At 68.7% G+C, this 19,538-nt stretch carries 15 protein-coding genes; 10 read left to right on the forward strand and 5 right to left on the reverse strand.

What is annotated here, in order from left to right; translation table 11 throughout:
* Positions 1–1,640 precede the first annotated feature (1,640 nt).
* Positions 1,641–2,324: a TetR/AcrR family transcriptional regulator gene (locus C2L80_RS05165; protein ID WP_157941018.1), complete on the reverse strand. Its 684-nt coding sequence runs from the start codon at positions 2,322–2,324 to the stop codon at positions 1,641–1,643.
* 458 nt (positions 2,325–2,782) lie between these two features.
* Between C2L80_RS05165 and C2L80_RS05170 the strand changes: the two genes are divergently transcribed.
* From C2L80_RS05170 to C2L80_RS05185, 4 genes are all read left to right on the forward strand, one after another.
* Positions 2,783–3,487 (forward strand): response regulator transcription factor, encoded by a 705-nt coding sequence (locus C2L80_RS05170; RefSeq protein WP_103262799.1) that lies wholly within the window; start codon positions 2,783–2,785, stop codon positions 3,485–3,487.
* Between the two features lie 448 nt (positions 3,488–3,935).
* A complete protein-coding gene (locus C2L80_RS05175) occupies positions 3,936–4,847 on the forward strand; it encodes an ATP-binding cassette domain-containing protein (RefSeq protein WP_087193883.1) in 912 nt (303 codons plus the stop codon).
* Positions 4,840–5,685, forward strand: a complete 846-nt coding sequence (locus C2L80_RS05180) for an ABC transporter permease subunit (RefSeq protein WP_239442967.1) — start codon at positions 4,840–4,842, stop codon at positions 5,683–5,685. Before C2L80_RS05175 ends, C2L80_RS05180 begins: the two co-directional genes overlap by 8 nt.
* Before the next feature lie 2 nt (positions 5,686–5,687).
* Positions 5,688–6,578 (forward strand): sensor histidine kinase, encoded by an 891-nt coding sequence (locus tag C2L80_RS05185; protein ID WP_087198320.1) that lies wholly within the window; start codon positions 5,688–5,690, stop codon positions 6,576–6,578.
* A gap of 760 nt (positions 6,579–7,338) precedes the next feature.
* Here C2L80_RS05185 and ahpC read toward each other — a convergent pair.
* On the reverse strand, positions 7,339–7,902 hold the full coding sequence (gene ahpC, locus C2L80_RS05190; protein WP_087198318.1) for an alkyl hydroperoxide reductase subunit C: 564 nt from the start codon (positions 7,900–7,902) through the stop codon (positions 7,339–7,341).
* A gap of 214 nt (positions 7,903–8,116) precedes the next feature.
* On the opposite strand from ahpC, the gene C2L80_RS05195 reads away from it, so the two are divergent.
* Positions 8,117–8,392 (forward strand): metal-sensing transcriptional repressor, encoded by a 276-nt coding sequence (locus C2L80_RS05195; RefSeq protein WP_087193949.1) that lies wholly within the window; start codon positions 8,117–8,119, stop codon positions 8,390–8,392.
* Between the two features lie 165 nt (positions 8,393–8,557).
* A complete protein-coding gene (locus C2L80_RS05200; RefSeq protein WP_239938728.1) occupies positions 8,558–10,807 on the forward strand; it encodes a heavy metal translocating P-type ATPase in 2,250 nt (749 codons plus the stop codon).
* A 62-nt stretch (positions 10,808–10,869) separates the two neighbouring features.
* Here C2L80_RS05200 and C2L80_RS05205 read toward each other — a convergent pair whose 3' ends face one another.
* On the reverse strand, positions 10,870–11,985 hold the full coding sequence (locus C2L80_RS05205) for a M20/M25/M40 family metallo-hydrolase (RefSeq protein ID WP_087193873.1): 1,116 nt from the start codon (positions 11,983–11,985) through the stop codon (positions 10,870–10,872).
* Positions 11,986–12,259: 274 nt separating this feature from the next.
* Between C2L80_RS05205 and C2L80_RS05210 the strand changes: the two genes are divergently transcribed.
* Entirely contained in the window at positions 12,260–12,838 is a 579-nt protein-coding gene (locus C2L80_RS05210) for a nitroreductase family protein (protein ID WP_171899974.1), read from the forward strand.
* 329 nt (positions 12,839–13,167) lie between these two features.
* Here C2L80_RS05210 and C2L80_RS05215 read toward each other — a convergent pair whose 3' ends face one another.
* A complete protein-coding gene (locus C2L80_RS05215; RefSeq protein ID WP_092198252.1) occupies positions 13,168–13,482 on the reverse strand; it encodes a hypothetical protein in 315 nt (104 codons plus the stop codon).
* Positions 13,483–13,642: 160 nt separating this feature from the next.
* Between C2L80_RS05215 and C2L80_RS05220 the strand changes: the two genes are divergently transcribed.
* Both C2L80_RS05220 and C2L80_RS14020 read left to right on the forward strand, forming a co-directional pair.
* Positions 13,643–14,533, forward strand: a complete 891-nt coding sequence (locus C2L80_RS05220) for a LysR family transcriptional regulator (RefSeq protein WP_092198249.1) — start codon at positions 13,643–13,645, stop codon at positions 14,531–14,533.
* A gap of 568 nt (positions 14,534–15,101) precedes the next feature.
* On the forward strand, positions 15,102–15,416 hold the full coding sequence (locus tag C2L80_RS14020; RefSeq protein ID WP_129589901.1) for a hypothetical protein: 315 nt from the start codon (positions 15,102–15,104) through the stop codon (positions 15,414–15,416).
* Positions 15,417–15,614: 198 nt separating this feature from the next.
* Here C2L80_RS14020 and C2L80_RS05225 read toward each other — a convergent pair whose 3' ends face one another.
* Positions 15,615–16,988: a putative manganese-dependent inorganic diphosphatase gene (locus C2L80_RS05225; protein ID WP_087193870.1), complete on the reverse strand. Its 1,374-nt coding sequence runs from the start codon at positions 16,986–16,988 to the stop codon at positions 15,615–15,617.
* A gap of 226 nt (positions 16,989–17,214) precedes the next feature.
* Here C2L80_RS05225 and sdaAA point away from each other — a divergent pair, with 226 nt between their 5' ends.
* Positions 17,215–18,846: an L-serine ammonia-lyase, iron-sulfur-dependent, subunit alpha gene (sdaAA, locus tag C2L80_RS05230; RefSeq protein ID WP_103262800.1), complete on the forward strand. Its 1,632-nt coding sequence runs from the start codon at positions 17,215–17,217 to the stop codon at positions 18,844–18,846.
* The last annotated feature ends 692 nt before the right edge of the window (positions 18,847–19,538 follow it).

The raw sequence follows: 19,538 nt of genomic DNA on the forward strand, positions 1-19,538 counted from the left end.
GAGGGAGGGAACGCCCCTTGCTTGTCCGAGGAGAAGTTAGAGGCAGAATGGGAGGGAATAGAGGGCGAGGGAGGGCGTCCCCTGCCCGTCCAAGAAAAAGCAAGTAGAATGAGGAGGCAGAGGGTGAGGAAGGGCGCCCCGAAACAAGAGGCAGAATGGGAGGATGGGAGGCGAGAGAAGGGAGGAGGGCCTTGCTTGCGCGAGGCGAAGTTGGAAGCGGAGGTGGAAACGGAGCAAGGGGGGAGGGCGGGAGCGATAGGCGGGAACGGAAGACCGGAAAGCGGAAAGGCGGTCGCCGCTCAGCAGGCGGTGCCCACTCGAAGCGCCGCCTTGCGCTCGGCAGACAGCACCCGTCCGAAGCGCCGCCCATGCTCGGCATCTCGGGCGAACGGTAAAAAATCCGGGAATTTATCTTGATATAGTACCGAACGGGCGTGACTCTGCTTGCTGATCGACCCGAATTGCAAAATTACGGTAATATATCAAAATATTTTTCGCCATATGTTATCATTCTGGCCTTTCTTTCGTCTGAATTCTTGCCGAGGGGGCAAATTCGGTAAAATATCATGAAATAATTTAAAATCCATTACCGCAATTGGCGCATCCCAGAGCAAGGTGCGCGCTCGAGGATGCCTTTCGAAGCCCGCACGCGCTCGAGACGTGACATCGAAGGGCGCACGACGACTTGCTGATCGGACGGGACGGAAGGCAAAGAGCGGAAGGCGGCACCCGCCCGGAACGCCGATCGCGCTCGAAGCCGCTGACAGGCAGAAAGCGACAGTCGTCGATAACGGAGAACCCCTCGCCCCTCAAAGGCGGCCCGTTCACCCTCTTCGAACAACTCTGCGCCCTTCTGGATGTTGTTTCACGTGAAACATTCGTTCGCCCCCTTGACGCACGGGTCCGCCCGCCATGCGGCGAGCCCTTCCCGATCGGGAGCATCAGGCCGCAGTCGCCGGGTAGAGGAGATGCCGGCGAAACGAGATCGGGTTCGCCCAGGAACTTCCAGCGGACTGCCGGGGGATGAGCTGCCGGGAGGGATCGGCGGTATCCGGCAGGCCATCGGGAGGCAAAGCGGGATCGGGCCGTCCGGGGACGTCTGGCAGACGGCCGGGAGGCGGGACGGGGCCGGGTTCGCGCATCGGCGTTCGGCGGGCTGCCGGGAGACGGGGCGGGATCGGGAAGGATCGACCCCGCCCCGCAGGCCCTGAGACGGGTCCCTCCCGGACGCGCATGCCAAAGGGAAATCCGGCGCATTCGCTCCGATGTCGCGCGGCGAAGGAAGCGACGCTTCGCACAGACCACCCAAAGCCTCGCAAGGGTGCGGCGCGGCCGGATGGGGATCGCGCCCCTGGCGGCAAAGGAGCACGCGCCTCGCTCGAAGCGGGTGCCCCTTTGCCGGAAGTTGAAGATCGTAGCATTACCGCTGGTCAGCCGGGTGCCTCGTGCGAAGCGGATGCTCCTTTCCGAGCCGCCCGGAACGGTCCGGATTCGATTGGAACACGCGGAGAAACCGAGCGCTCGAAAACGCCGGAGTCGGAGGGACAAGCCTGTCGGGGCGGGTGGGGAAACGCACGGCCCGCATCGCTGCTCCGGCCGCACCGATCCGGCCGCGCTGCTCCGACCGCGCTGCCCCGCCCTCACTCGACGGGGGTCGCGCCCTCCCCGCCTTTCATAAGCTCGATGTAGCCCGTGCGGAAGAACCGCTCCAGGTCGGAGACGAACGCATGGGCCTCGTCGCGATCCATGCCCAGTGCGAGCGGCTCGAAGTAGCCGCGATAGAACATCCCGGCCAAAGCGCGCGCCATGGCGGGATCGAGGTCGTTGACCGCCACCCCGTGCCCGCGCATCTCGCGAGCGTAACGGAACGTGCTCTCCACCTCGAGGTCGATGAAGCGGTCGAGGTAGCGCTCCCACGAAGTGCCCGCCGACCTGAAGAGGATGAGCGCGAACACCTCGCGGTTGTCGTACACGTAATCGAGTATGCGATGGACCATCCCGGTCTCGTAGTCCTCCATGCGGTCGAACGTCTGCGCTTCGAGGGGCAGACGGTAGAACCCCTCCTGCATGGAGACGTAGCGTTGGTACAGCTCCTCGCCCGCCGGGGACACGATGGCGTCGAACAGCGCCTCCTTGCCGGCGAAATAGCCGTAGATCGCACCGGTGGTGACGTTCGCGGCGGCCGCGATGGAGCGCAGGGACGCCTTTGCGAACCCCTTGGACGCGAACTCGCGGACAGCGCACGCCATGATGCGCGTCCGTACCTCCCCGGCGCCGCGCACGCGCCCACCGCGCGCATCGCGCGTTGCTGCATTCTGTTCCATGTCCCGCCTTCCAATCGGTGCGATCATGGTAGCGCATCCGAGCGCAAAACGCACGGCGCACCCCCGCAGGGTGCATTCGGAGAGAGAGGGCCGCGGCGGCGCGTCTCCACAAGCGCAACCGTGGAGGAGGCCGGGTCAACGCACCGCTGCGGAGCACAACCGCAGAGAAAGGCCGAGCGGCGCAGCCTCAGGGGCGCCGCGAGCCCGAAGCTCCGGCGAAAAGCGGAAAAGCCGCCGTTAAGCGCGCGTTTTTCGCAAGAAGGACCGCGACGGCAGGCTGGGGCCGGTGCGGGCCGCCGCGCTTCTTCAACCGGAACCCCCTCCAATCGGGGCCCTTCCAATCGGGAAACCCCCTCCCGCGGCACGGCAACCCAACTCCGGCCGCGACTCCGGCCACACGGCCCGCGGCGTGCCGACTCCCGTACCGCGCACGCGCCGATTCCGCTACAATAGGCGCCATGCAAGACACCGCGCGCATACTCGTCATCGAGGACGACACCGACATCAACGACGTGCTGGCCACCTCGCTTTCCAAGGCGGGGTACGTCTGCGTGCAGGCGTACTCGGGCAGCGAGGCGCGGCTTTTGCTGAGGGCGGCCGAAACCGGCGACGAGGCGCCCTACGACCTCGTCATCACCGACCTCATGCTGCCCGGTGCGTCCGGCGAGGACATCGTGCGCGCCATCCGCGAGAAAAGCGACGCGCCCGTGATCGTGGTGTCGGCCCGCACAGACGCAGCCGACAAAGTGGCGCTGCTCGAACTGGGGGCCGACGACTACCTGTCCAAGCCCTTCGACCTCGACGAACTGCACGCCCGCATCGCCGTGCAGCTGCGCCATGCGGCCCGCTCGGCAGGCCGCGGCCCGAACGCGCTGCGCTACAAGGACTGGACGCTCGACCCCGAGGCCCGCACGCTTACGGCCGCGGGCCAGCCGGTGCGCCTCACGCGCCTCGAATACGGCATCGTGGAGGCGCTCGTGCGCCGTCCGAAAAAGGTGTTCACGAAGCGCGAGCTGTTCGAGGCCGCCTGGCAGGAGGAGTGCTTCGTCGAGGACAAGGCGGTGAACGTGCACGTGAGCAACATCCGCGGCAAGCTGAAGGCATCCGGCACCGACGGCTACATCGAGACGGTATGGGGCATCGGGTTCAAGCTCGCGGACTGACGCGCGGCGGGCATGCGGGCGCGGCGGCGCGAAGGCGGCTAGACGTACGCGGCCGCGCAGCTGCGGCGCTCTGCGAGAGCCGCGCGGCCGCAGCCCGCCGCGCCCGCCGGCCCCCATGCCCGCCAGCACGTACTCCCGCTCCCCTTGCGCCCCTTCCACCCCGCGCAGCCGCAGACCCCTCCCCTTCCGCGCGTCACACGGCTGCGCGCGCAGCCGCCCTCGCGCATCGCAGGGCCGTCCGCACGCGCGCCCCTCGCGCGCGCCACGCCCCCGAAGCGCCCTCCATCGCCGTTTCTCTTCCGCGCCGCGCGGCCCCGTCCGCGCGAAGGCGACCGCATGCCCGCGCGTTTCTTTACCCTTTCTTAACCATTTCAAGGCCATGCGCTCAACACCTTTTCCGTATCGTGGCAGACAGGCGCAAACGAAGCGATGAGGAAAGGAGTTGCGCATGGATGCAGTGCGAACCTGCGATCTGACGAAGCGCTTCGGCGGCAAGACGGCCGTCGACCGCTTCGGCATGCGCGTCGGAAAAGGCGACATCTACGGATTCGTCGGCCGCAACGGCGCGGGCAAGACAACGGTGATGAGGATGCTCGCGGGTCTGGCGGAGCCGACCGGCGGCGAGGTGCGCGTGTTCGGAGCCTCGCCCAAGGAGGCGGGGACGGCGCGCCGCATCGGCGTGCTCATCGAGCATCCGGGGCTGTACGGCTCGATGAGCGCCTACGACAACCTCATGATGAAGGCCCTTGCGCTCGGGCTGGTCGACCCGAAGGGGAAGTCCCGCGAGCTGCTCGAGTTCGTCGGCCTCGGGCAGGTGGGCCGCATGAAGGCCAAGCGGTTCTCCCTAGGCATGAAGCAGCGCCTGGGGCTTGCGCTCGCGCTTTTGGGCGATCCCGACCTGCTTCTGCTCGACGAGCCGCTCAACGGCTTGGATCCCGAAGGAGTCCAAGAGGTGCGACGCCTCATCATGCAGCTGAACGAGCAGCGCGGCGTCACCGTCGTGGTGAGCTCGCATGCGCTCGAGCAACTGGGGAGGATGGCCACGCGCTACGGCGTCATCCGCGAGGGACGCATGGTGCGCGAGTTGACCGCCGCCGACGTCGAACGGGAATGCAGCGACTTTCTGCAGGTGGAAACTGCGAACCCGAAACGCGCGCTCGCGGTTCTGCAGGAGCGTTTCCCCGCTCTGCGCTTCCAGGCCATGCCCGATGCCTCGCTGCGCGCGTTCGGCGGCGCGGACGCGGCGGCGGTGGGTGCGGCCCTTGCCGAGCAGGGGATCGCGGTGAGCGGCCTGTACGCGCACAAGCGCGATCTGGAGGAGTTCTTCGTGGAGATGATGGGAGCTGAGCATCGTGGTTAATATTATGCGGATGGATCTGTACCGCCTCGTTCACAGCAAGGCGCTGTGGGTCTTTTTGGCCATCATCGTGGCATTGGCGGCCATCAGCACGGGCACGGTGGCGTACGTTTCAAGCCCCACCTTTACGGAAAGCCTCGAGGCTGCGGAGGGCCTACACGTCGGCTTCTCGGATGCGAAGAGCACCGCCGAGGCCGGTGCGGCGCTAGGATCGCTTGTGCAGAACCTGTCGGCAGAATCCCTTGTCGGAAGCTCCCTTTTGAGCGGCGGCGCCCTTGCGTGCCTGTTCGCGATCTTCGTCGCCATCTTCCTGACGGCCGAGTTCGAAGGCGGCTTCGCCAAGAACGTGCTGAGCGCCCAGCCGAACCGCCTTGCGCTCCTCGCCGCGCGCAGCGTGGAGATCGCCGTGCTCGCCGTCGCGTTCACCGCCGTGAGCATCGGCGCGACGCTGGCCATAGCGGCCGTCGCGGGGCTCGAGCTCGCCCCCACCCCGCCGGCCGACCTGGCGCTGTGGGCCGCGCTCGTCGCGCTTTCGGTCGCGGCGTTCGGAATGCTCACGGCGCTGGGAGCCTGGGCCACGCGCAAGATGGCCGCGAGCATCGTCATCGGCGTCGTGCTGGCCTCGGGCGTGGTGACGGCCATGCTGAAGAGCGCCCTCGCGCTGTTCCCGAGCGCGCCGCATATCGCCGACTACACGCCCTACTCGTGCACGGCCTCGCTTGCGCTGGGCCTGGACGCGGCAGGGACGCTCGATCCGCTGCACATCGCGCTCGTGACGGCGGCGTTCATCGTGATCGGCATCGGACTGGGCGCCGTCGCGCTGCAGAAGCGGGACGTGTAGCCATGGAGCCCGCGGTCTGCCTCCTCGTGGGCGCCCTCGCGCTCGTCGCGATCGCGCTGGCGGTGCAGCTTGCGCGCTCGGAACGCGAGCTGCGCTCCATCGCCCGGTTCCTCGCCGAACGCGACCCGGACAGCAACGCGCGCGTCACCGTCGGAATGCGCACGCGGGGGTTCGTGCTGCTGGGACAGGCCGTGAACCGCCTCATCGACCGGCACCAAGGCGAGCGGATCGCCGCCGAGGAGAGCAAGCGCGCCCTGCGCCGCGGGCTCACCTGCCTCTCCCACGACATCCGCACGCCGCTCGCCGGCGCGCAGGGCTACGTCCAGCTTCTGGCCGACGAAAAGGACGAGCGCGAGCGGGCGCGCTACCAGGACGTGGTGGCCCGCCGCCTTGACGACGTGGAGGCCCTGCTCGACCAGCTGTACGACTACGCGCGCACGCAGGACCCCGATCATCGCGTCGAGTGGGAGCCCGTGGAGGTGGACGAGGTGCTGACGGAATCGCTCGCCTCGCTGTATCCCCAGTTCAAAGAGCGCGCATGGGAGCCGGACATCGAGCTTGGAGAGGAAGCGCTCTCCGTCGTCTCGAACGCCGACGCGCTCAAGCGCATCTTCCGCAACCTCGCCGTGAACGCGCTGCGCCACGGCAGCGCCCCGCCGCGCATCGCGCGCACCGGCCGCGAGGTGTCGTTCTCCAACCGCGTGGCCGACCCCGGCGCCATCGACGTCGACCGTCTGTTCGAGCGATTCTACCAAGGCGACCGCGCGAGGTCGGCCGACGGCAGCGGGCTGGGGCTCGCCATCGTGGCCGAACTGGCGCGCGCCCTGCGCATCGGGCTTCGAGCGCGCCTTGACGGCGATACGCTCGTCGTGACGCTCGACTTCCCCGCATGACGGACGCTCCGCGCGAGACGGTCGCGCTCCGCAAGACGGACGCCCGGCTCGCGGAGCGCAGCGGGCGCCCCTGCGGGCACCCAAGCGGGGCGAACTCCCGAAAACCCCGCTGCGCCGCTCAACGCGCATGCCCGGAGGGCGGCGCAGCTTGCGCTTGCACTGACATTCAACCGGCGGGCGACGCACGTCGAGCGGCGCAGCGGAGGGGCGACACGAACAATCGCCGAAACCGGCAGAAATCGCGTCTTGTGCATAGGTTTCTCCCTGAAAAACGGCTTCGCGCCGAAACGCGAACGGCAAAAGCCCAGTTCGCGAAAAACCGCGATGCGATCAGGGCCCGCAAACCCATGCGCAAGACGCGATCCGTGCCGCTTCACGGCGCTCTCGCTGCCAAGCCGGCACCGGAATGAGCCGGGTCGGCCCGCCCGTGCAAGGCCCTACCAGCTCGCAGAACCCCGACGACGCAGAAAGCGCGCCTGGCAGAGCCTCCTCCTCGCCTGTTCGCAAGGAGCCAGACCAGAATCAGTGAGCGCAGGTTCGCATCGCCCCGGTTTGACAAAGGACGACCCCCTCCCTGTCAAACCGGGAGGCAACCGCAAGGTCCGGCGACGTCCCGGAAACCCTGCCGTCGCCGCACAGAACCCCAGCGCGCCCTTCCCCGGCTGAAATGTTTCACGTGAAACATTTGTCCGTATGCGCAAAAAAAGCGCCCGACCCCCAAACGGGGCCGGGCGCTGCGCATCGGAGGGCGACGCCGCCCTTACAGCTTGCCCACCAAATCGATGCCCGGATGCAGCACGTCAGCGCCCGGCACCCAGCGCGCGGGGCACACGGAGTCGCCGTGCTCGGCCACGAACTGGCTGGCCTGCACGCGGCGCAGAAGCTCGGCAGCGTTGCGCCCGATGTTGCCGGCGTTCACCTCGTAGCACACGATCTTGCCCTCGGGGTTCACGATGAAGCTGCCGCGCTCGGCCACGCCGTCCTCCTCGATGTAGACGTCGAAGATGTCGGCCAGCTTGTGCGTGGGGTCGGCAAGCATGGGATACGGCAGCTGCTTGATGTTCTCAGAGGCGTCGTGCCATGCCTTGTGGACGAAATGCGTGTCGCAGGACACGGAGTAGATCTCGCATCCCGCTTCCTGGAACTTCCCGTAGAGGGCACCAAGGTCTTCGAGCTCGGTCGGGCACACGAACGTGAAGTCCGCCGGGTAGAAGAAGAACACGCTCCAATGGCCCAGCACGTCGCCTTTCGTCACCGTCTTGAACTCGTCGTTGTGGAATGCCTGGACGGAGAAGTCCCCGATCTCCTTGTTGATCATCGACATGAAATTCGCTCCTATCTGCGTTCTCGCCTCGCGATAATTGTTATCCTTTACAAACTTTACCATAAATGCTATGCATGCTCTATCATATATGCGCCACCTCCGAACAATCTCCAAAAACCACCGCCTTGGAAGGCCCCGCCGTGCGCCCGATCCGGTTTTCGCCTAGAATGGGGCCTTGAACGAAACAGTGCGCATCGCGAGCGGAGGGAGCGTCATGAGGCAGTGCATGGATGCCGACAACCTGCATCGCAGGCTCAAGAAAATAGTCGGCCAGGTGCAGGCCATCGACCGCATGGTGGACGAGGACGTGCCCTGCGAGGATGTGCTCGCCCAGATCAACGCCGCGAAATCGGCGTTGCACCGGTGCGGGCAGGTGGTGCTGGAAGGCCATATCAAGCACTGCGTGCGCGACGGCATCGAGCACGGCGACGCCGACAAGACCATCGAGAGCTTCACGAAGGCGGTCGAACGCTTCTCGAACATGAGCTAGGCCGCGCCGCCGCCCGCTTTACAGCCCGCGACCTCTACGCCCGCAGCGGCATCGTCGCACGCGGGCTTTGCAAAACCACCCCGCGGAATAAGCCCTGGAAAACTTCCCTCCTTTGCGCTATTATACCCATAGGGGTATAGGTATAATGCAGTGAGCGGAGGAACCATGGAGGACAACGACGCGTCGGCGCGGACGAAAGCGGAAGAAGGGGCGGCTCCGAGCACGGGCGGCGCACGCGGGCCGGAAGCGCCCGCAGCGAACACGGCCGGCATAACCGGAGAGGCGGCCAAGCCCTCGGAGCCGTTGCGCATCCGCGCGATGGGAAAGCTGGAGGATCTGCTGGAGATCGGGGGCACGAGGAGGGACGTCGCGTTTTTGGCGATCTCGGCCGCAGCGCTGGCCCTCAGCCTCTTCGCGCCCGACGCGCTGCCCTTCGACCCGGCGTGGATCGCCATCGTGCTGTGCGGAGCGCCCATCGTCTTGGGCGCCGTCATCGGCCTCGTCACGGAATTCGACATCAAGGCCGACGTGCTCGTATCGCTCGCGCTCGTCGCATCGGTGGCCATCGGCGAGGACTTCGCCGCCGGAGAGGTGGCGCTCATCATGCAGCTGGGCGCGCTTCTGGAAGAGCTGACGGTGGCGAAGGCGCGCGCGGGCATCGAGCGGCTCGTGCGCCTCTCTCCCCGAACGGCGCGCATCGTGCGGCCGAACGGGACCGAAGAGGTCGTCGCCGCCGAGGACGTGCGGGCGGGCGACGTGGTGCGCGTGCTGCCCGGGGAGACGATCGCCGTGGACGGCACCGTCGTCAGCGGATCCACCTCCATCGACGAGTCGGCGATGACCGGCGAGCCGCTTCCCGTGGACAAGACGGTGGGCGACGAGGTGAGAAGCGGCACGGTGAACCGCTTCGGGGCGTTCGACATGCGCTCCGAGCGCGTGGGAGAGGACAGCTCGCTCGCCCGCATGATCGAGCTCGTGAGATCGGCCGACGCCGGCAAGGCGAAGATCGTGCGCCTCGCCGACCGCTGGGCCACGTGGATCGTGGTGATCGCGCTGGCGGCCGCGGCGGGCACGTGGCTCGTCACCGGCGAGGCCATCCGCGCGGTCACCATCCTCGTGGTGTTCTGCCCGTGCGCGCTCGTGCTGGCCACGCCCACGGCCATCATGGCGGCCATCGGCAACGTGACGAGGTTCGGCGCGCTCGTGCGCGAGGGGGACGCGCTCGAACGCCTCGCGAAGGCGCGCAAGGCGGCGTTCGACAAGACGGGCACGCTCACACACGGCCGCCCCGAGGTGGTGGCCGTCGTGCCGTGCGCGTCGGGACACGGGCGCCACGAAGGCTGCTGCGGCGCGCACGACGAAGCGGCGGCCCCCTTGGACGAGGCGGCGCTGCTCGACTATGCGGCGGCTGCGGAGAGCATGAGCGAGCACCCGCTGGGCAAGGCCATCGTGCGAGGATGGAAGAGCGCGCGCGAAGCCGAGGCGGGACGCGCGAAAGGCCCTGCGGACGCCGTGGACGCCGTCGCGCCCGGTGCCCGCACCTCCCCCGCCGACGGCGCCGCGCGCGCCCTTCCCCGATCCGACGATTTCGCGATGATCCCCGGCCGCGGAGTGGCGGCGACGGTGGCGGGGCGGCGCGTGCTGGCGGGCAACCTCGAGATGATGCTCGAGCACGGCGTGGCCGGAGCGCTCCATTTGGAGAGCGCCGCCGCCGAGCACCTCGAAGAAGGGCGCACAGTGGTGCACGTGGCGGTGGACGGCCGCGCGGCGGGGCTGGTGGCGCTCGCCGACACCATACGCCCGTCGGCACGCGAGACGGTGCGCGCCGTCCGCGCGCTCGGCGTCGAGCCGGTGCTGCTCACCGGCGACCGTCCCCAAGCCGCACGGCGCATCGCCGAGGAGGCGGGCATCTCGGACGTGGAGGCCGGCTGCCTGCCCGAAGACAAGCTGCGCGCCATCGAACGCTTCGAGGACGGCGGGACGCCGGTGTGCATGGTGGGCGACGGCATCAACGACGCGCCCGCCCTCAAACGCGCGACGGTCGGCATCGCCATGGGCGGCGCGGGCAGCGACATCGCCGTCGACGCCGCCGACATCGCGCTCGTGCGCGACGACATCGCCGCGCTGCCCCACCTGATCGCCGTCTCGCAGCGCATGATGACCACCATCAAGCTGAACATGACGTTCTCGATGGCGCTCAACTTCGCCGCCATCGCGCTCGCCATGGCCGGCATCCTCGACCCGGTGGCGGGCGCGCTCGTCCACAACGCCGGATCGGTCCTCGTCATCTCGAACTCCGCGCTCCTTTTGCGCTGGAAGCGCAAAGGCACGCCCATGCCGAACCGAAGAGTGGACGACCCTTTGGCCTCCCCCGCCGCCGAGCCGACGCAGGAGCCGCAACCGCGAACCGCTTAAGACCGCGCGCCCTGCCCGCCCGACACCCCGCCCGGCCATGACAAGCCGGCAGCGGCAGGGTTCTACCCCCGCGCCCCCTCGGCGATCAGGGCCTCCACGAGACGCGCCGACCCCTCGAGGTCGGCCACGGCGATATGCTCGTCCACGGAATGGAAGGCCGTCATGCCGATGCCCAGCGTCACCGCGCGCACGCCGCGGGCGCACAGCACGTTCGCGTCGGCACCGCCGCCCGATCGATGAAAACGCGGCTCGAGGCCCGCCGCGCGGATGGCCGACGAGAGGCCGCGCACCAGCTCGTCGTCCTCGTCGTAGAGCACGGCGTCATAGCTTTTCGTCCATTCGACCTCGACCGCGCCGCCGAAGCGCGCGGCGGCGTCCTTAAGGGCGGCCGTCATGGCGGCCTTCTGCGCCCCGGCGCGCTCGGCGAAAAGCGAGCGGCACTCGCCAGCCAGCGCGCACGCATCCGGCACGACGTTCGTCGCGCAGCCGCCCGAGATCGTCCCGATGTTGGCGGTCGTGGCCTCATCGATGCGCCCGAGCGGCATCGCGCCCACCGCCGCAGCGGCCATGGCGATGGCCGACGCGCCCTTCTCCGGCTCGACGCCCGCATGCGCGGCGCGTCCCGAGAAGCGGGCCTTGAGCGCCCAGTGGCACGGAGCGCCGACGATGACGGTGCCGGGAGCGCCGTCGGCATCGAGCACGTAGCACGGCGCGCCGGCAGGAAGCTCGCCCTCGGCCAGCGCCCCGGCCCCCAGAAGATGCAGTTCCTCGCAGGTGGTGAGCAGCACGGTGATGTCGGGGCGGGAGGCTCCGTCCTCGAGAGCGGAGCGCACGCCCTCGAGGATGGCCGCCACGCCGGCCTTGTCGTCGGCCGACAGGATGGTGTCGCCGGCCGAGCGCACCACGCCGCCCTCCACGACAGGCTCGATGCCCGCGCACGGCTGCACGGTGTCCATGTGGGCCGAGAGCACGATCGCGCCGCCCGCCGTGCCGGGCAGGTGCGCGATGAGGTTTCCCGTGTCCGACCCCGTCTGCGAAGCCGACCCGTCGAAGCGCACCTCGAACCCCAGGGAGCGCAGCTCGTCGGCGCAACGGCCCGCCATCGCCGCCTCGCGGCGCGAGGGGCTTTCGATGCGGACGAGTTCGCAGAACAGGTCGAGCAGACGGTTCGAGTTCATGAGGCTCCTTCCAACAGGGTTCGACGAAAGCCCGCGGCGACGAGGGGCGGCGCCGAAGCGCAGACGTCCTTGCGCCCCGACGCGCGAGGCGGTGCGCAGCGAAGCGCCGCGGCGTCTTCGGCGAAGCGCGCTTCCCGTCGCCGCGCTCGCGCATCGCCTGTCGGGTATGGGCGATGCGCGGACGGCGCGCTCCATTATAATGCGGGGCGAACGGACGCGCGCGGCGATCCCGGCAACGGAAGGCGCGCGACGCGCAGCGAAACGAGGAGGCCCCATGCTGCAAGACATCATCGCAACCTGCCGGAGCTACCGCCGCTTCGACGAGAGCGCGCGCCTCAGCCGCGCGACGCTCGTATCGTGGGTGGACGCCGCGCGCCTCGTCGCGTCGAGCGGAAACGCCCAGCCGCTGCGCTACGCCGTCGCAACCGACGAAGGCGTATGCGCGCAGGTGTTCTCCTGCTGCGCTTGGGCCAAGGCGCTGCCCGATTGGGACGGACCCGAACCCGGAGAGCGCCCAAGCGGCTACATCGCGATCTGCCGCGATCGCGACCGCACGCTCGCCGACACGTTCACGGCCTGGGACGAGGGCATCGCCGCGCAGACCATCATGCTGCAAGCGGCAGAAGCCGGCTTCGGCGGCTGCATCGTGGGGTCGTTCAAGAAGCGCGGCGTGGCCGACGCGCTCGGCATCGACCGCGAGCGGTTCCAACCCGACCTCGTGCTCGCACTCGGCAAGCCCGCAGAAAAGGTGCGCGTGACGAGCATGCCCCCCGGCGGTTCCACCGCCTACTGGCGCGACGCCGAAGGCGTCCATCACGTCCCGAAGCGCGCGCTCGCGGACGTGCTGCTGTAGAGCGCTTTGCACGGAGGCGATGGGGGCCTGAGCGAGGGAGGGGGGCCATGGAGCCATGTCGATGATAAGCGAAGGCTGGCTGGGCAATCGCCTAGCCAGAGCCGCCAAGCTCCTTGGACATGGCCAAATCAGGCTGGTATCTACTGTAATGGGCTGCACGACGAAGGCGCGAAGGCCGCGGGCAGATCGCGCGTGCCCTGCCGTGGGCTACACGCGCCCACTGTGGATCGTGCGCGCCCTCCGCGGGCTACACACCTCCACCTCGAACCGCACGTCCCCGCGGTGGGCCGCACGCCCCGCCGCAAACCATGCGCCCCGCGTCAGGCGGGCTAGGCTTTCGAATGCGCGGAGACGGGGCGGCAAGACGCGTCAGCCCCTCTCCGCTCGTCGAGACGGCGGTTGCGGAAGTACACGGCCCAGTTGGCGCCGACGCACACGAGGTTGACAAGGTAGACGGCGAGCACCCAGTTCACCGTCCCGGACGCGAACTTCGCCGCGATGCCGGCCACATACCCCGCCGTGATGAGCGCGATGAACTGCCAACTCGACCCGGCAGCCGTGCCCGCCTTGTAACTTTTGTACCCGTTGATCGGCCACGACAAACCGAAGCAGACGAGCATCGCCGCCTCCAGAACCTCCGACATGCGCTCTTCGCCTTCGTTCCTTGCTCGCCGCCGAAGCCCCGACGGCATCCGTTCGTGTTCCGCGTCTCAGCGTACGACTCGCCATCACCTCTGTCTAATATATACTTTTTTGTAAAATGATAATATACATATTATGAGTTAGAAGCGAAGGAGGGCGAAGATGGAGCTTTTGCAGCTTCGGTACTTCGAGGAGGTGGCGCGCACGCAGCATGTCACGAACAGCGCGAAGCGGCTCAACGTCGCGCAGCCCGCGCTCACGCAGTCCATCAGGCGGCTCGAGCGCGAGCTGGGCGTGAAGCTGATCGAGCGCGTCGGGCGCAACGTGCGCCTTACCCCTTGCGGCGCGGTGCTGCACGAGCGCGTGCGACCCGTCCTGGCCGCGCTCGACGCGCTGCCCGCCGAGCTGGCCGAGACGGCGGGACGCGAGCAGGCCACCGTGCGCCTCGCGATAGAGTCGGCCTCCACCCTGGCCGTCGAGGCCATCGCCGCCTACCGTGCACGCCGCCCGAACGCCCGCTTCGTCGTCATGCAGAACGCCGATCAGCGCTGGGACGTGCGCCTGCGCACCGCGCGGCGCGAGGACGGCGGTCGCGGACGCGCGGGCGAGCCAGCCGCCGTCGCACGCTTCACCGAGCGCATCGGGGCGGCGGTGCCGGCCGAGCGCGCAAAACGCGGCCCCCTCGCGCTCGACGAGCTGGCCGCCGACCCGTTCATCTGCCTGGCGGGAAGCCGCGCCTTCCGCGCGGTGTGCGACGAGGCGTGCGCCGATGCGGGCTTCGCGCCGCGCGTGGCGTTTGAAAGCGACAGCCCCGCCGTGGTGAAGCGCATGATCGGCCTTGGGCTGGGCGTGGGGTTCTGGCCCGAACGCAGCTGGGGAGACCTCGCCGACGGCAACGCCCGGCTCGAACCGCTCGCCGACGCGCGGTTCGTCCGCACGCTCGAGGTGCTTCGCCGCGACGGATCCTCCTCAGAGGAGGCCCGGATGTTCTGCGACTTCCTCGTATCGTCTCTCGAGGATCGATGGAGCGAGCCTTCGCCGCTCGGCGCGTGAAGCCGCGGCGTTCGTCTGCACCCGCCACCGGATCGGCGGCAATGCGGCCGGCAGAAAGCAGCGAGGCGATTCGACAGCGAGCCTCCGCACTGCGCACCGCGCCCGCCGCGTTCCCGGCTCGCATCGCTCCCGCATCCAAGGCGCATTCGCCAAGAACCCCCCGACGTGCGCCTTTCGACAGGCGAGAGATCGGAGGCGGCTCCGAAGAAGGGCCGCCCCGCCTTGCGAACGCGCCGACAAGATACAAAGCGAAGCCAAGAACGTCCAGCGCGACGCCGAAGCGTCATCCGCCTCGCTGCAAGGCGACGCGCCGCCGCATGCACCGCGCCTCTTCGCCCCTCAACGCGAAGCGACCGACCCGCGCCTCTTCCATCTCGGCTAAGACGCCCCCATCCGAGATGGCGGGATAGCGAGAGCCGCACCGCGACGGCGGCCCGATCGGCGGTCGCACCTCGAACGCGTGCAGCGGATGACGCAGCACGCAAGACGGCCCCCTCGGAAAGCGGCACTCCCCTTCCCAAGCGAAGGACGAAAGAGGCAAAGGGGCCATCCTTCCCCATAGAAAGACTTGAGAAGACTCCACGGTCATGAATTTGAAGAAAAATTTCCATATAGTACCGCAATGCAGGAGAGGCGAACCGAAAACGCCTTCGAAGGCGCTGTCAATACGACAAAGCAGGAGATTTCGGTACAATATTCCGAAAAAATGCCTGATTCATTACCGTTTCGAGTAGAGAGAACGCATCATCCATCGATTTCGGTCATATATCGAAAACTTTTCACAAATCCATTACCGTTTCAAGAAGAAGAACCCCCGACTCTCGCTGACAGCATCGGCGAACCCGCCGAATCGCCGCGCCGCGTGCTGCGCGCCGCAAGCTGACCACCGCGGCCGGCCAGCCGCGCGCCGCACCGCAAGCAGACCAACCGACCGCTTCGGCCGACCAGCTGCGTACTGCAAGCCGTCCAGCCGGCTGCCTCGGCCGACCAGCCAGTCGCCGCAGCCGATCAAGCGAGCATCGGCAAGCGACGGGCGCGCGGCGCAACGCGATGGAAGAAGCGCGCGACGGCGCGGAGCGTTCTATGCGCCGAGTATCTTGGCGGCCACCTGCTTCTTGCGGCTCAGCACGCCGGGCATCCACGTGCCGCCGACGCCCGTGCACTCGATGTCGAACGCGCGGTTGACGATGCGGCGGTTCCCCTCGCAGAGAAACTGGCTGCCCTCGGCCACGATGTCGGTGACCATGAGCAGCACGAACTCGTAGCCGTGCGCCTCCCTCAGGCGGCGCATGTACTCGCGGATCTCCTCCTCGCGCTCCATGACGCCGGGAAGGTCCACCGTCTCGCGCTGGGCGATGAGCACCGTGGCGTCGCCGATCTGGAACTCCTTCGAATCGGCGCCGACGAGCTTCTCCACGGGCATGCCCGCCTCTCCCCCGCGGCACTTGAACACCGACAGCCCGAACTCCACAGGGTCGACGTCGAGGATGCCCGCGAGGTGCTCCACCTGCTCCCGGTCGACGTAGGTGGTGGTGGGCGACTTCAGCACCACCGTGTCGGTCATGATGGCGGACAGGAGCACCGCGGCGATGGCTCGCGGGATCTCGATGCCGAACCGGCGGTACTCCATGGTGACGATGGTGGCGCTCGAGCCCACAGGCAGGTTCGTGAACTTGATGGGCGAGGTCGTCATGACGTCGCCGATGCGGTGGTGGTCGATGATCTCGACAACCTCGGCCTCCTCGATGCCGGGAACGGCCTGACGCGTCTCGTTGTGGTCCACGAGGATGACGCGCCGTCGCGGCCGCACCGCCACGTCCGAGCGCGTGACGATGCCGATGGCGAACCCGTCCGCATCGAGCACCACGGCTTCGCGCAGCTCGCTGGCCATGAGGTCCTCGACGGCTTCCTTGAGCAGTCCGTCCTTGTCCAGCACGAGCACGTCCGTCTCGGTGATGTCCTCTACTTTCTGGTCGAGCGAGGCGATGAGGTCGTTCGCCACCGCCACCTCGTCGGCGCCGCCCTCCTCGAGCTTGTCGGTCGCCGCGATGTAGCGCTCCGCGATCATACGCGTGGTGACGAGGCCCCGGTACGTGCCGTCGTCGTTCGTGACCACGAGAGCGCGGATGTTGTGCTGGCGCAGCAGCCGACCGGCCTCCAAGATGGTGGCGTCACGGCCGATGGAGAGGGGGCTCGGCGTCATGACGTCGAGCACGCGCGCGTGAATGTGGCCGATGATCTCGGGCGCGGGCAGACCGTTGCTCTTAAGCACCCACGCCGTCTCGGGCGGCAGCGGCCCCAGGCGAGCGGGCACGTAAGAGCTCGCCGGGCGGCCGGCGGCCTCGTCGCGGCGTGCGAGCTCGTTTTTGAGATGCGCGTACGCGACCGCCGCGCAGATGGCGTCGTTGTCGGGGTTCTTGTGCCCCACCACGATGATCGGTGTCGATGCCGGCATGCGATGCTCCTTCAACGGTAAGGCCCGAAACGGACGGGCCGAGGCTTCGTATCCCCAAAGCGCGCCCAGCGGCCCCGCCGACGCCGCGCTTTGGCGCGCCCTAGTATAGCGCGCCGTCGGGACGCCGCCCGCATTTCGTCGCCGAATCTTGCGAAAGTGCAGACGAAAGGCCCCGCATGCGTTACGATGGCCCCGCGCGCACAACGAGGCAGCGAAGGAGAACGACATGGAAACGCTCGGACTGACCGACATCATCGGGCCCGTCATGGTGGGGCCCTCGAGTTCGCACACGGCGGGCGCGCTGCGCATAGCCTCCATGGCGCGCAGCCTGTGTCTGGCCGAGCCCGTGCGCGTCGAGTTCTCGCTTCTGGGGTCGTTCGCGCACACGCTTTCCGGACACGGCACTGACAAGGCGCTCGTGGCGGGCATGCTGGGATTTGCGGCCGACGACCTGCGCATCCGCGATTCGTTCGCCCTGGCCGAACAGGCCGGGCTCTCGTTTTCCTTCGCGCCCCTGCCCGACGCGACGGACTACGAGCACCCCAACACCATCGACATCCGCGTGATCGACGCCGCCGGCAACGAGATGGCCGTGCGCGGCGAGAGCGTGGGCGGCGGCGCGGCGGTCATCCGGCGCATCGACGGCATCGACGTGCGCATCACCGGCGAGAGCACGAGCGTGGTCGTGCGGCAGCGCGACGAGGCCGGCGTGCTCGCCCACATCGCCGCCTGCATCAGCGAGCGCGGCGTGAACATCGCCACGACGCGCCTCTACCGCGAGCGCAAGGGGGCGGTGGCCTACACGGTGCTCGAGACCGACGAGGGCGTGGGGCCCGAGGCGAAGGCCGCCATCGAGGCGCACCCCGCCATCCTCGACGTGCGCGTCATTCCGGGCGATGCGCGCGGCGCAGGGTCGGCAGACGGCGGGCGACAGACGGAAGCTGCGGACGCGGCGGGGGCGCTCGAGCGCTTCCGCGAACTCGACTTCCCCAACGCAGCGGCGTTGCTCGCATGGTGCGAAGCGCACGGCGCGACGCTCTCGGAGGCGTTTTTGGAACGCGAGGCGGCGCTTGCGGCCAGCCTCGGGCGCGCGGACGGGGCGCGGGCCTACTTGGCGGGCGTGCTCGACGTGATGCGGCGCTCCGCGCAAAGGCCCCGCGAGGAGGCGCTGCCGTCGATGGGCGGGCTCATCGGCGGCGAGGCGCGCAAGCTCGCGGCCCTGGTCGCACGCGGAGGGTCGGCGTGCGACGCGCAGCTTTCGGACGCCGTCGCGTTCTCGATGGCGGTGCTCGAGACGAACGCGTCGATGGGGCGCATCGTGGCGGCGCCCACGGCGGGGTCGGCCGGCGTCATCCCCGGCGTGCTTTTGGCGCTGCAGCGCTCGCACGGCCTGTCGGACGACGACCTCGTGCGCGGTCTGGCCGCTGCGGCGGCGGTGGGCTACCTCGTCACGCGCAACGCCACCGTATCGGGCGCGGAGGGCGGCTGTCAGGCCGAGGTCGGCTCGGCTGCGGGCATGGCCACCGCGGCCGTCGTCGAGCTTTTGGGCGGCTCGGCTGAGCAGTGCCTCGATGCGGCCGGCAACGCGCTCATGAGCCTCATGGGGCTTGTGTGCGACCCGGTGGCGGGTCTGGTGGAGGTGCCGTGCCAGAAGCGCAACGCCGCCGGGGCCGCGGTCGCCCTCGCAAGCGCCCAGATAGCGCTCGCGGGCATCGGCAACCTCGTCGACTTCGACCAGACCGTCGAAGCCCTGTACGCAGTGGGCCGCTCGCTTCCTTTCGAGCTGCGCGAAAGCGCCCTCGGCGGCATCGCCGCCGCGCCCTCGGCCCGCGCCTGGTGCCCAGGCTGCGCAAGGTAGACCCTCCCGACACGGGCGAACGCCCTGCAAAGCCCTCGGATGCGGGCGAACGCCTCTGAGCCTCCCGGGGGGATAAGGACGGCATCGGATCGGCGACAACCCGCCATCCCTTTCTGGAAGTTGGCATCAGCGGCGTTCGGTTATAAGCGCCGAACGCCGCGTCCGCGCACCTCGACCGTCCGCGCCCTCATGGCCGCGCCCACGTGCCCCGCGCGCGTCGCGCAAGCGCCCCACCTCTCCATGGCCGCGCCCGCACCCGCCCCGCGCCCATCCCGTCCCGGCACCCTGCCTCTGCGGGCGCGCGCCCGCACCTCGCCCCGACTCCCCCACTTCCCTATGAGCACGCCCCGCGCCCCTGCCCTTGCGGGCACGTCTGCACCTCGTCCCCGCGCCCCTGCCCTTGCGAGTGCGTCTGCGCTCCTGCCTCGTGTGCACCGTCCCGACACCCCGCTCCCACGGGCGCGCCCGCGCCCCCGCCCGACCCTCGTCGGACGCGTCGGGGCGCCGTCGCCTGAAACGATCGCCTTTCGCGCCTGAAGCGGTCGCCTCAGGCGACGGCGCGGGGCACGCGCCGACGATGAGGCATCGCGCCGCGCCGGCGAAAAACCTTCCCCGCCGTTAAGGCTTCGTTAGATTCAGGGCGCATGCTGGTTTCCGTTCGATGAAGGACCCGCCGGGACGCGCGGCGCATG

It is taken from the genome of Rubneribacter badeniensis (assembly GCF_002899695.1).
Lineage (GTDB): Bacteria > Actinomycetota > Coriobacteriia > Coriobacteriales > Eggerthellaceae > Rubneribacter > Rubneribacter badeniensis.